10 protein-coding genes are annotated in these 12756 nt (G+C 55.7%); 4 read left to right on the top strand and 6 right to left on the bottom strand.

All coding sequences use genetic code 11. The annotated features are described in order from the left end of the window. Window positions 1–244 precede the first annotated feature (244 nt). From ACZA91_RS06445 to ACZA91_RS06430, 4 genes are all read right to left on the bottom strand, one after another. On the bottom strand, window positions 245–1783 hold the full coding sequence (locus ACZA91_RS06445; protein WP_099532034.1) for an HlyD family efflux transporter periplasmic adaptor subunit: 1539 nt from the start codon (window positions 1781–1783) through the stop codon (window positions 245–247). Between the two features lie 81 nt (window positions 1784–1864). After that, a complete protein-coding gene (locus ACZA91_RS06440) occupies window positions 1865–4930 on the bottom strand; it encodes an ABC transporter transmembrane domain-containing protein (protein WP_463185393.1) in 3066 nt (1021 codons plus the stop codon). A gap of 250 nt (window positions 4931–5180) precedes the next feature. Then, entirely contained in the window at window positions 5181–5933 is a 753-nt protein-coding gene (locus ACZA91_RS06435) for a peptidylprolyl isomerase (RefSeq protein WP_099533061.1), read from the bottom strand. 413 nt (window positions 5934–6346) lie between these two features. Continuing rightward, entirely contained in the window at window positions 6347–6505 is a 159-nt protein-coding gene (locus ACZA91_RS06430; RefSeq protein ID WP_234406860.1) for a hypothetical protein, read from the bottom strand. On the opposite strand from ACZA91_RS06430, the gene ACZA91_RS06425 reads away from it, so the two are divergent. After that, window positions 6484–8202, top strand: a complete 1719-nt coding sequence (locus ACZA91_RS06425; protein WP_099533060.1) for a methyltransferase domain-containing protein — start codon at window positions 6484–6486, stop codon at window positions 8200–8202. The genes ACZA91_RS06430 and ACZA91_RS06425 overlap by 22 nt on opposite strands. Window positions 8203–8751: 549 nt before the next feature. Here ACZA91_RS06425 and ndhO read toward each other — a convergent pair. Next, entirely contained in the window at window positions 8752–8970 is a 219-nt protein-coding gene (ndhO, locus tag ACZA91_RS06420) for an NAD(P)H-quinone oxidoreductase subunit O (RefSeq protein WP_099533059.1), read from the bottom strand. Between the two features lie 87 nt (window positions 8971–9057). Continuing rightward, entirely contained in the window at window positions 9058–10008 is a 951-nt protein-coding gene (gene pip / locus ACZA91_RS06415; RefSeq protein WP_463185387.1) for a prolyl aminopeptidase, read from the bottom strand. Window positions 10009–10099: 91 nt separating this feature from the next. Between pip and ACZA91_RS06410 the strand changes: the two genes are divergently transcribed. From ACZA91_RS06410 to ACZA91_RS06400, 3 genes are all read left to right on the top strand, one after another. Then, entirely contained in the window at window positions 10100–10693 is a 594-nt protein-coding gene (locus ACZA91_RS06410; RefSeq protein WP_099533057.1) for a peroxiredoxin, read from the top strand. Between the two features lie 333 nt (window positions 10694–11026). Further along, complete coding sequence (locus tag ACZA91_RS06405; protein ID WP_190353386.1) at window positions 11027–11455, top strand: sll0565 family protein; 429 nt, start codon at window positions 11027–11029, stop codon at window positions 11453–11455. After that, on the top strand, window positions 11428–12732 hold the full coding sequence (locus ACZA91_RS06400) for a hypothetical protein (protein WP_463185384.1): 1305 nt from the start codon (window positions 11428–11430) through the stop codon (window positions 12730–12732). Before ACZA91_RS06405 ends, ACZA91_RS06400 begins: the two co-directional genes overlap by 28 nt. Window positions 12733–12756 lie beyond the last annotated feature (24 nt).

Raw genomic sequence — 12756 nt, 5'->3', positions numbered from 1 at the left:
TGGGGCGATCGATTCAATTCAATTCAATCGATTCAGATTCTAATGGCTTGTTCCAATGGCTCGCTTGGTAGGGCGCTGCAATCTCTGGAGACCTAGGGCGATCGATTCAGGATCGCTGGATCGCTTGAATGATGTAAGTCTCCACGGATTCAAGAAAAGACCCATGCAAAAGCGGGGCGCACAGGTTGCCCTGCCTTCGCCCCGCTTGCCATTGCAGTTCTGATTGTTTGAAAGAGGATGAAGCTTAGCGCACCGTCTCGAAGCTGTCAGCACGCGACTTGAATTGCCCCAGGAAGATATCCAAAACCGATCGCTTGCGGGTCTTGATCCGTGCCGAAACCGACATCCCAGCTTGAATCTTTAACTCCAAGCCCCGATTAGTTTTCAGGGTCTGCCGTTCCAGCTCAATCCGAATGGGAAACGTATAGGTGGGGCGCTCTTGGGTGGGTGCTAGGGCATCTGACCCGATCGAGACTAATTTCCCCTTGATGCTGCCAAATTCCAGCGAGGGGAACGTGTCCACACTCACCTCCACTGGCATTCCCACTTCCACGAACCCGATATCCTTGTTGGTTACATAAACCGATGCCACCAACTCGCCATCGGGCACAATGCTCAACATGGGTTCCGTGGGGCTGGCCACATAGCCCGGACCGCTAGCCTTAATATCAAAAACCGTGCCAGCAATGGGGGCGCGTAGTTCTTGATAGCGTACCGCTTGCTCTGCTTTCACCAATTGGCTTTGCACCTGGGCAAGCTGGCCGACCACGTTGGCATCCTGGCGGCGGTTATCCAGACGGGACTTCGCCAACTGGGTGTCAATATCGGCGATCGCCCGATCGTTGTCCGCAATGCGGTTTTCCAAATCCGCCGCCCAACTGGTTTGGGTGGTGCGAATTTCCGCCAACTGCGTCCCAATTTCCGCCTGCTTGGTTTGCATGGAAGCCATCAGGCGAGCTTCTTGCTCATTCAAACTGGCGATTTGCCCCTCCAGGGTTGCCACCGCATCAGCATTCGACAGCACAGCCTGCTGTTGGTTTTTGAATTGCAGTCGGGCAACGGCCCCTTCTTCAACGAGGGGCTGCAAATCAGCGATGATTCCCTCATTGATATTCAGGCGTTCTTGGGCCTGTCCCAATCGAATTTGGATGGCCCGCCGTTGGGCGCGAGTGTTGGCCACATCACTGCGCAATTCGTTGATTTGCGAGTTCAGTTCCGCCACGCGCGATTGCAGTTGCGACAGTCGAGAAGCTTGGGCCGCGCGGTTTTCTGCCAAACGACCGGCTTGGCCGGCCGGAGCCGCGCGATCGCCCCGCAGCAGCGCCCGCAGATAGATATTTTCCGCCACTCGCACAGCTCGGTTGCGTTGAAGGTCAATAATACTAGCCTGGCCCTCGCGGGTTAAGCCCAAGCCAGCGGCCTCCGCTCGAATCAGTTGCTTTTGGCGTTCGAGAGAGTCCTGGTTGGCCTTCAGGGATTGCACATCCGCCGCCTGCCCCGTGGGGTCAAAGGTGGCGAGCAATTGGCCCTTTTCGACCCGTTCGCCGTCTTTGACCACAATTTCCCGCACCACCCCGCCGGCCGGTGCTTTGATCGGTTTTGTGGAGTCCTTGGGCTGCAACTTACCGGCCGCCGGGACGGACTGGTCAATCTGGGCCACTGCGGCCCAAGTGATACCGCCGACCACAAAGGTCACAATCAACCAAATAAATCCACTGGCGAGCAATGCCGGCCGTTGTAGCAAGACCGGTTGCTCTTCCCGTTCGATAAAGGCCTTTAGCATTGAGTTTCACCAAATAGCAGACTGAAAGGACTGAAAGGATTGACGGGTTACAAACAAACGGGGTGAGGACGGGGGGAATCGCTAGCTAAACGACCCCTCCTGTTGTTGGAACAGGCAATAGTAGCGACCCTTCATAGCCATCAATTCCTCGTGGGTTCCCTGTTCAACCACGGCCCCCTTATCCATCAGGATGATGGAGTCTGCGTTCAGAACCGTGTTCAATCGGTGGGTGATGAAGAACACCGTGCGGTTTCGGAACTCAACGGCCAGGTTATTACAAACCTGACGTTCTGAGTTGTAGTCCAGGGCGCTGGTGGCTTCGTCCAAAATCAGGAGTTTGGGCTGTTGCAAAACGGTACGGGCGATCGCAATCCGCTGTCGTTGTCCCCCAGAAAGTCCGGTTCCCCGTTCCCCAACCACGGTGTTGTAGCCGTTGGGCAACTGCATGATGAAGTCGTGGGCGGCGGCCACCTTGGCGGCGTGAATCACTTCCTCGGTGGTGGCATCCGGGTTGGCCAGCATGATGTTTTCTTGCACCGTGCCCGTAAACAGAAGGGTGTCTTGGAGCACCATCCCGATTTGTCGGCGCAGGGAGTAGAGTTCTACCTTGCTGATGTCGTAGCCATCAATTTGGATGTAGCCAGCGGTGGGAGCGTATAGCCGCTGGAGGAGTTTCATGAGGGTGGATTTCCCGGAACCGGATTCCCCTACAATTCCTACAAAAGTGCCCGGGGCAAAGTCGAGATTGACGTTGGCTAGCTGCAAGGGCCCCGTTTCTGCAAAGCGGAAGGAGAGGTCGGAGAACTTGACGGAGCCGACCAATTCCGGCATGGGAATATTGTCGCGATCGGCATCGCTGGACTCCGGTTGGCTGTCAACAATATCCGCCAGACGTTCCACAGAAATTGAAATCTCCTGCACCTGTTGCCAAGCACCCACCAGGCTGAGGAGGGAACCCGTGACGTTTCCGGCCAGGATTTTGAAGGCGATCAATTGCCCCAGGGTGATTTGGTTGCCAATCACCAAATAGGCCCCCGCCCAAAGCAGGGCTAGGGTAGACAGGCTGTTCAGGAAGGAGGTGGCCCCCCCGATCGTGGTGCCGGTCATGATCGTTTTGAAGTTTGCCTGGATCATGCGGGCGTAGCGCTCTTGCCACTGCCACAGCACCTTGGTTTCGATGTTCTGGGCCTTAACGGTTTGGGCCCCGGAAATCACTTCCACCATGTAGGAGTCCACGTCGGCGCGGCGTTCCGCTTGGCGACGAATGAGTTGGCGGATGATCGGGGCGGCAAAGACGATAATCCCGCCCAAGATGGGGACGACCGCCAGGGCTACCAAGGTGAGCAGCCAACTGTAGACCACCATCACCACGATGTAGATCACCGAGAAGATGGCGTTCAGGAAAACGGTGAGGGCTGTGCCGGTCAGGAAGTTCCGAATGCTGTCGCGCTCATTGACCCGACCCGCCAGCTCACCCACCCGGCGCACGTCAAAGTAGCCCAGGGGTAGACGCATCAGGTGACTGATGATGGCGGAACCGACGTTCATGTCGATTCGGTTCATGGCATCGACAAACAGGTAAGTCCGCAGGATGTTGAGGATCCCTTCAAAGACGGCCACACCCAACATGAAGAAGCCGAGGGCATCCATGGTTTCGATGCTGCCTTGGCCCAACACTTTGTCGATGATCACCTGGGTGATGATCGGCTGCACCAACCCAAAGGTTTGAACGAAGAAGGACGCGACGACCACTTCGATCAGGGCGCGTTTGTAAGGCAGGATCCAGGGAACGAACCAACTGAGACCGAATTTTTCCGGCAGTTCTTCTACGGGGGCTTCGAGAAGCAACACCATGCCGCTTTCGCCCCAGCTTTCTAGGAACTGCTGGGGGGTCTTGCGCATCACGCCTTCTTCGGGGGTGGCGAGGATGATGCGGGTTTCGGAAATGTCGTAGATGACGGCGAAGCTATCTTTCCAGGGGGTGAGGGCGGGTGCTTTCAGCCGATTGATGAGGACACCGGAAATTTGGATCAGTTGGGGCCGAAAGCCGATGGTTTGGGCGATCGCCCCGCAAACCTGCATGGAGATTTGCCCGGTGGCCCGCAGTTGATCTTCCAGGAGCCGCCGAATCCGGTCTTTGCGGAATTGCAACCCGGGCACGAATTCATTCAGCATCTGGAAGCAGGCCAGAGTGCCGTTGACGGGCCCCCGTCCCCGCACATGGGGATAGGTGGCGGGCTGGGTTAGCAGGGCTTCTCGGGGGAGTTCGGGCGGTTTTTCGGGGGCGAAGGGAATTTCGGGAACGGGAACCGGAGCTGCCGCAACGGGAGCCGGTTCGGTGACGGGGGCGGCGTTGCCGGTGACGATATCAACCGGGGGGGGAGGTGGGGCGATCGCGGCTTCGGTTTGGGGGGTGCGCTGCCGGAGCCAGTCTTGGGTGAACCCAACGACGCGGGCCGCATGGCCGCCGGTGATGGTAACGGAGCCGCTGCCGGCCCATTGCAGTCGATCGCCCGCGATCAGTTTGCCGCTGACGGTTTCCGCTTGGCCACCACTCAGGAGCCAGACGAGTTGCGGATCAATCAGCCGTTCAAGGGTGGCCTCATCGACAAGTCCTTCGGGAATGCCCATCACCTGCACTTCATCGAGCATCCGCAGGGTGATGTCTTTTAGGTTGCCACGTCGATCGGCTTGGCGCTGAAGCTCCTGGCTGAGCAAACTGAAGAGTTCACAGAGGTTGCAGCGCGACTCCCAGGCCTGACGGAAGGTGGCCTCTTCGGCCATCACGGTCAGAAAGTCGGCGGCGGGAATGCTGATGCAGGTGGTTTCGGTGGAGGCGATCGCCGTTTCGCAGGCCACGCCTCGCAACAGCCCAGCCCAACCGAGAATTTCGCCGGGAGTGGCTAGTTTGAGGCTGACGGGCCGTTGCGATCGCTCGTCAAATCCCAAAACCCGCACTTGCCCTTGGAACAAAACCAAGACTTGGGCCGGTAGGGTTTGGCGATCGAGCAGTGGTTGCCCCACCCGGTAGCGCAGTAGCTGGGCCCCCTGGAGTAAGCGTTCCAAACTGGCGGAGCTGAGGCGGCTGAACGGATCGATCTCCGCCAGAAACACTTGAATGGGCTGATGGCTAGCAGCTTGAGTCATAACTCCAGGCACGGGCAAAAACGGGTCAAAGCAGTCAGGCGGGGCGATCGAGGCGGGCGGCGATCGGGATTGAGAGCCAAATCAGCGCATGGGTTCACGGCTGGCTAACGGTTTCGCAAATTATGGATCGTTTTTATGGATCATTTGCGGAGTCAGGAGCTGAATCAAGATGGGTCAAATTGGATGGGTCAAATTGCCCTTGATCAAACTAACCGTAGCGGGCGATCGCCCTGGCTCATCCCGATCGCCCTCAACTTCCCGAATCGGAAGCGGCCCAAAGTAACTGGGGCGAACCAAGGGCTTGAATTTGTTCGCGCATCCAGTTTTCAAACATTTCATCGATCATTTGTCGGCGCATGGCTTCATCAAGCTGCGACGGCAAAAACTGTTCCAGCCGCACAATAATAAACCATTCCACCAGGGCACGCGGGGGCCACAATTGACCCGGCTGGCTCACTTCCAACATGCGGGCAATGAAGGGGTGAGGCTGGTTCAGAGGCACGGGCCCCAAAAGACCATTGGTTTGAGCTTCTGGACCTTGGGAATAGGTGCGAGCCATTTCTGCGAAGGAAGACTCGCCCTCTTCAATGCGGTAATAAATTTCCTGGGCCAGCCCTTCATCCTGCACGCGAATCAGGGAGTAGACCACCTTATCTAGGCGGCTCTTTTGACTGACAAAATAGTTTTCTACTTTGCGCCCAAATTGGGACTCTTTGAACTTTTCCAGCCGCATGGGCCGAATGGCCAGCTCTTCAAGCCCTTCAATGGAGAGGTTGTTTTCCTGCATCCAACGGGTAATGTCTGCGTCCTCAATAATCCGATGTTGCTTCCGAAAGTTGATCACGGCCTGTTGCCGTTCTTCTTCGGTGAACTCCACATCGGCGATCGCCCGATCGATCACCAATCCGCGTAGGAATTGCGGCATCAGGTGATAGCGACTGAGCAGCGAGAGCATCTCATGCGCTTGGATAACATTCGGACCAATTTGGAAGAGACCTGCCATGGTGAATTGATTTGCAGCGATTGCAGGCAAAACGAACAAAAAGTGTAAACGAAACGTTAACGACTAACTGGTGATTGGCCAATGGATTCAGTCAGTCATCAACTAACCATTAAGCAGCGATCGGGTAACCATCACAGGGTTGGTGTGGCACTTTGGGGTGCGCATCAGTTTTGTGTTTGGGTTGCCCTGTCAGTTAAGCCGCTCATTCAATCGTGGCTGAATGGGGTGGAGCATGAATCTTCCAAAGAATACCATCGCGCCTGGAATCAAGCCGGATAGGTTGTTGCGTTGGGAAAACGGGTGCTCAATGCCTTGGGGACAGGACATAGGGAACAAAAGCCTTGGCCAGAATGCATTGGAACGCGGGGATAGATCTAGATCATGAATTTGATCACTTCAATCACAAGGGCGGATTAAGGTTGTGGACGCAGGGCCACCGGGGGAGGTTCCGTTGATGGAAAGTGGCGGCTGTGGCTTGTGTCGGGCGATCGGGCGCGATAGCCTAGGGCGGTGATCTGTTCACCCAATCGCTCGCCATCCTCCTGTTCCGATGACTTCTGAACCCGCCGCATCCCTGGCCTACAGCGACATTCACAATGCCGATTTGTTGAAACTGCTGCCCGGAGATGCCCGATCGATTGTGGAAGTGGGCTGTTTCACAGGGGCCTTGGGACAGGCCTACAAACGAATTAACCCCTTTGCCCAATACATCGGCTTAGAGCAAGATCCAGCGGCGGCCCAAATCGCGGCGGGCCGGCTCGATCGCGTCTATGTGGGCAATGCGGAAGATCCCCAACTGGGGGCAGAGATTCCCCCGGAAAGCATGGATTGCCTGGTTTATGGGGATGTGCTGGAGCATTTCATTAATCCTTGGCAAACCCTGACCCACCATGCACGCTGGCTGGCTCCCGGTGGCCAAGTGATTGCCTGCATTCCCAATATTCAATATTGGGGAGCCATTGTGGATTTGCTGTCGGGTCGTTGGGAATATGCGGATTACGGCATTTTCGATCGGGGCCATTTGCGCTTCTTCACCAAGGATTCCATTACCCAGCTTTTTCAGCAGGCGGGGTTAGAAATTGAAGAAATTCGGGGTCGCAGTCGCCCCGACGAAATGCGCGACAAATTCCAAGAGGCGATCGGGCCGCTGCTGGATCGGTTGGGGGTCGATCGGCAGCGGTTTAATCAGCAAAGTGCTTCGGTGCAATACCTGGTGCGAGCCATGCGGCCGGGCGATCGGCCCCAGCGACACTTCTTTGCCCAAACCCTGGTGATGGAAGCCAAGGTTTGCAAACGAGTGCGAGTGACCGAACCGAATGAGTTTTTAAATCGAATTCCCGGAATGCGGGCGATCGCCCAGGATCGCACCGCCACCGCCGGAGCCGTGCAAGCCCACGAAGAGCCAATTTTTATTTGGCAACGGGCAATTTTGAACCGAGAACAGGACTTGGTGCAGCAGCGCAAACTTCTGGCCCGAGGTTATCTGATCATCTTGGAAGTGGACGACGACCCCTACCGCTGGGCCCGCACCGAAAAAACCGACTTTTTCGCCTATCGCAGCGTCCACGCCATCCAAACCTCCACGGAACCCCTGGCCGCCTTCCTGCGCCAAGTGAACCCCTACGTGGCCGTGTTTCCCAATCAGTTGGCGGAATTGCCGCCACCCGCCGCCATCGATCCACAACGACCGGTCACCCTCTTTTTTGGGGCCCTAAACCGGGAAAACGATTGGAAACCGCTGATTGACGGCATTAACCGCGTACTCAATCAACGGGGCGATCGAATTCTGGTGCATGTGATTCACGATCGCCGCTTTTTTGAAGCCCTGCAAACGCCCCACAAAACCTTCCGCCCCTTCTGTCCCTATGAGGAATATGCGGAACTGTTGCACCAAAGCGATGTGGCCCTGTTGCCCCTGGAACGCACCCGCTTCAACGGCATGAAATCAGACTTGAAGTTCATTGAGTGTGCCGCCCACAGCACCGCCGCCCTGGCCAGCCCCGTGGTCTATCAACAAACCCTGATCGATGGTCAAACGGGCCTGCTCTACTACAGCCCAGCGGACTTTGAGCAAAAACTAGCTGCCCTGGTTGACTACCCCCAATTACGCGAAACCCTGACCCAAAACGCCTATCAGTGGGTGTCTCAAAACCGGCTGATGTGCCAGCACTATCGCCAACGATATGAGTGGTATCAATCCCTGCGCGATCGCCTGCCGGAGTTGAATGCGGCCTTACAGCGCCGAATTCCCGATCTATTTGCAGGATGACCCCAGGGCTATTGACCTCTAGCTTGTCCTCGCCGTTTCAGTCAGCCCGGATCCTGTATTAGCGCAACTGATTCCAGGGTGAATGCTGGATTATTTGATTGGATTTTGTTAATTGAAAAGATAAATAATTCAAATTTTCTGAGATCATTTCGGCAGCTGGCTAAAGAGCTGAATTGAGGAATTAAAAATTCGGATTTTGATGATCTTTAAATGAATCTGGATTTGATAAAAACTTAGTTAGGAATTGCTAAATTCTTGCCATCTGTATTGACTGACTGCAATAAATTTGAAATTCAATTCATGATTGATAGATGCTCTGTATGAAAAAATCAATCTCTAAAATACTAGATAGATCTTGATAAAAAATTGAAGATTTAAATCAAAAATATCTAATTCACTGAAAAATAAAAATCCGTGAAAAAGTTAGATTTATCTTGAAATTAAGATCAGAGAAAAATGCCCGATCGGTAGCCAAAAGGTTTCTGATCGGACACTTTAGAAAGTTTTTGAAATGAAATAAGCCAAGATTGACTTAAGGCAATTAGAGCATTAACCTGAAAATTCTTCGAGTTGATCCAAGCGGAGCCAAATATTGGGGGTTGGCACTTTGCACCACTTCACCAAGGCATAGTCACCGCGCAGATCTAGCACCTCTCCTTTGCTTTCAAATAGGTAGGAAGAAAAGCGCTGATCACTGGCGGTTGCTTCGACGCTGTTTTCTAGCTTTTCGCGAATGGCACGAACAAAGGAACCTTTTTTGACGGGCATAAGAGTTAATGGCGCGATCGCACGTAATTGTTAACTGAGAACAACCGTTTCCAGGTTGATGCAGATTGTCCCATTTTAAAGCTGAGATCAGACTTTCAGTTGGGCAAAACGTTGGGTTGCCGCCACCAACGCCTTCAGAATTCCCGGTTCCGCCATGGAGTGGCCTGCGTCGGGGATGATCTGCAACTCGGCTTCCGGCCAGGCTTGGTGTAATTCCCAGGCGGAAACCACCGGGCAAACCACGTCATAGCGGCCGTGGACAATGACGGCGGGCAAATGGCGGATCCGATCGACCCGTTGCAGCAGTTGATCGGCCGGGTCAAACCAGCCCCCATGGACAAAGTAGTGGCACTCAATTCGGGCGAAGGCCTCCGCAAAAAAGGGATCGGCAAAGGCCGCCTGCAAATCCGCATCGGGAATGAGCTTGCTGGTGCTGGCTTCCCACACGGCCCAGGCTTTGGCCGCTTGTCGTCGCACCGCTGGATTCTTATCCGTGAGGCGACGATAGTAAGCCCCCATCAAGTCATGTCGCTCGGCTGGGGGAATTGGCTCTAGGTATTGGGCCCAGGCTTCGGGAAACAAATAGCCGGCTCCCTCTTGATAAAACCAGCGCAGTTCCTGGGGCCGCAGCATGAAAATTCCCCGCAAAATCAACCCCAAACAGCGATCGGGATGGGTTTCTGCATAGGCCAGGGCGAGGGTGCTGCCCCAACTGCCCCCAAACACCACCCATTGCTCGATCGCCAAATGCTCCCGCAAACGCTCAATATCCGCCACCAAATCCCAAGTGGTGTTGTCGGTCAAGTCCGCATGGGGCTGGCTGCGGCCACAACCGCGCTGGTCAAATTGCACGATTCGCCACTGGGTCGGGTCGCAATATTGCCGATAGCTCGGTTGGCTGCCACCGCCGGGCCCGCCATGCAGAATCATGATCGGCTTGCCAGTGGGATTGCCACTTTCTTCAAAGTAGAGGGTGTGGCGATCGGAAACGGGCAGTGTCCCTTGGCGATAGGGGTCGATCGGCGGAAATAAACTCATGGCAATCCGTCATGTCAAAATCGTAATGACTATGATATTCTCGTAACAGTTCGTAATTCGTCTAAAACAGCGCAACAGGAGACTCACTCCCATGACCGAAGGTTGCCTCCGTGTGGGCCAAGTTGCCCCTGACTTCACCGCTACGGCCGTTTCTGACCAAGAGTTCAAAGAAATTAAGCTGTCGAACTACCGTGGCAAGTATGTAGTCCTATTTTTCTATCCCCTGGACTTCACTTTTGTCTGCCCCACGGAAATCACGGCCTTCAGCGATCGCTACGCTGAGTTCTCGCAACTGAACGCCGAAGTATTGGGCGTTTCGGTGGACAGCGCCTTCTCGCACCTGGCTTGGATCCAAACCGATCGCAAGTCCGGCGGTGTGGGCGATCTGAGCTACCCGTTGGTTTCGGACATCAAGAAGGAAATCAGCACCGCTTACAACGTACTGACCGAAGAAGGCATTGCCCTGCGCGGCCTGTTCATTATTGACAAGGAAGGTGTGATTCAACACGCCACCATCAACAACCTGGCCTTCGGCCGCAGCGTGGATGAGACCTTGCGCGTGCTGCAAGCAATTCAATACGTGCAAACTCACCCCGATGAAGTGTGCCCCGCTGGTTGGCAACCGGGCGAAAAGACGATGAATCCGGATCCTGTGAAGTCGAAGGACTATTTCGCCGCCCTGTAATTGACGCAAATTTCGGCGTTTTGGCCGGAATTGGTCGGCTGATGGCCACCGTTGCGATTGCCCTCAGGCTTGGGTAATGGTGGCTCAAGCTCCTCCTTCCTAGGAACCCAACCCGATCGACCGATGAGCCAAAACCTCTCGATCGACCTGTAGGGTTGGAGATTATTTCTTGGACATCGTTTTAAGGTTGGCTGAACTGACTCCTGAGAGAGGGTCGCTGTCTTTTGGCAAGATGGCGACTTTTTTTGTTAGTTGGGCGTTCGGGATTGGGGTTCGATCGATTCGGTAGACTTTGGGATGAATTGCCCTGCTGAATGGTCTCAAGGCTGTCCAATGAGTCGTCGCCCATCCCCATCATCTGCCGATCGCCCGGATCCTTTGCCTAAGGAGCCTTTGTCTGAGGAGGCGGAGTTTTCGGCTTTTTTAGCCCAGTTGAGCGATCGGTTAGCGGCGACGGAAACCGCCATGGGCCAGGTGCGATCGCGCCTGGAGCAGGTGCGGGCCGATCGAGAGCGGCGAGCCAGTTTGGGCCATCAGGTGGAAGTGGTGCGGGCGGATTTGGCCCGGGCGCGCGATCGAGAAATTCGCAGCGAATTAACGCAAACGATCCAGACTTTGCAGCGGGAACTGGAAGAGCTGGACTTGGCCTTGGAAAGTCGCCTCTTTGCAGACAGCGGTTTAAAGGAAGTGTTTTGGCAAGCGGTGCGGTTTGGCAGTTTGGGGGTGGTGTTGGGTTGGTTGCTCAAGCTATGGGCCGGTTAATGGCGGGTGGGGCGCTGGTGTGGGCGGTTCTGTTGGGTTTGGGGATCGATCGAGCTGATGCCGATCGGCCGATCGAGCCGCCTCAACCCCCCGTGGATGCGCAAACCCTGGATGCGCAAACCTTGCTCAAAAACTGGGAAGCGCCCTTGCCCCCGGAGCGTCGGCGGCCCCTGTGGCCCCTGACTCCGCGATCGCCGGTTTCGCTCGATCGCGCCCGGTGGGGGAGTCCTCGGTTGGAATCGCAGTTGCGGCTCTATCGGCAATATTTGGCGACCCATGGCCAGCCGCCGGATTTGTTGATTGTGGGCAGTTCCCGATCGCTCCAGGGCATTGACCCGACGGTTTTGGCCCGTTCGTTGTCAACAACCCTGCGGCGGCCCGTGCGGGTGTTTAACTTTGGCATTAACGGCGCAACGGCCCAGGTGGTGCGCTGGTTGCTGATGGATTTGTTTCCGCCGGACTGGTTGCCTCGGGTGGTGGTTTGGGGCGATGGCTCGCGGGCCTTTAACAGTGGCCGGATCGATCGCACCTTTGCCAGCATTGCGGCTTCCGAGGGCTTTCGACAACTGGCCATGGCCCGCGCCCGGGGCGGTCACCCCTGGTCTGTGGCGCGGTGGCGGGAATCTCCTTGGGGGCGATCGGTCAACGGGTTGCCATCCTTGACCCTCAACAGCAGCACCTATCCCAGTGCAGCCCTGATGCCCGGCCTGATGCCCGGTTGGCTTCAACGACAACCACCCTTGCCACTGCGCCCAGAGCCAGAACTCGATCGGCTGGGATTTTTGGCTGATTTGCGCCGTTTTGCGCCCGATCGCTACTACCAACAATTTCCGAAAGTGCCCGGTCGCTATGACGATATGTACAGCGGTTTTCAGTTGGCAGGCGGTGTTCAAGATCGAGCGGTGCGCCAGTTGATCACCTTTGCTCGATCGCGCGGCATTCGTCTGAGTTTTGTGAACTTGCCCCTCAGTCAGGATTATTTGGATCCGGCCCGGCTGACCTATGAACGGGAATTCCAGACCTATTTGGCACAACTGCGAGATCAGGGGTTAATCGTTCAAGATTGGTTGCTGCGCTGGCCCGATCGCCACGACTATTTCGCAGACCCCAGCCACATCAACCGCTACGGAGCCGCCGCGATCGCCCTGGATTTGGCCCAGGATGCCTGGCTGCGTTGGAATTTGACCCCGATCGCCGGTCGGCCTGCACCGGTTTTGAATGGAGCGCCAAATCGGGAGAACAGTGGGCGATCGGGGCCACTGCGGCCAGCCCCTTAAAAGATTGGCTTTCGCGTTAGAAAT

This window comes from Limnothrix sp. CMB-01 (assembly GCF_055193175.1).
The sequence above is the reverse complement of the archived record's forward strand: the minus strand, read 5'-3'. Positions and strand labels throughout refer to the sequence as shown.

Coding starts and splice junctions, on each gene's coding strand:
- ACZA91_RS06410 (WP_099533057.1), top strand. CDS start 10,100: ATGACCGAAGGTTGCCTCCGTGTGGGCCAAGTTGCCCCTGACTTCACC.
- ACZA91_RS06440 (WP_463185393.1), bottom strand. CDS start 4,930: ATGACTCAAGCTGCTAGCCATCAGCCCATTCAAGTGTTTCTGGCGGAG.
- ACZA91_RS06430 (WP_234406860.1), bottom strand. CDS start 6,505: ATGCGGCGGGTTCAGAAGTCATCGGAACAGGAGGATGGCGAGCGATTG.
- ACZA91_RS06435 (WP_099533061.1), bottom strand. CDS start 5,933: ATGGCAGGTCTCTTCCAAATTGGTCCGAATGTTATCCAAGCGCATGAG.
- ACZA91_RS06405 (WP_190353386.1), top strand. CDS start 11,027: ATGAGTCGTCGCCCATCCCCATCATCTGCCGATCGCCCGGATCCTTTG.
- ACZA91_RS06445 (WP_099532034.1), bottom strand. CDS start 1,783: ATGCTAAAGGCCTTTATCGAACGGGAAGAGCAACCGGTCTTGCTACAA.
- ndhO (WP_099533059.1), bottom strand. CDS start 8,970: ATGCCCGTCAAAAAAGGTTCCTTTGTTCGTGCCATTCGCGAAAAGCTA.
- ACZA91_RS06425 (WP_099533060.1), top strand. CDS start 6,484: ATGACTTCTGAACCCGCCGCATCCCTGGCCTACAGCGACATTCACAAT.
- pip (WP_463185387.1), bottom strand. CDS start 10,008: ATGAGTTTATTTCCGCCGATCGACCCCTATCGCCAAGGGACACTGCCC.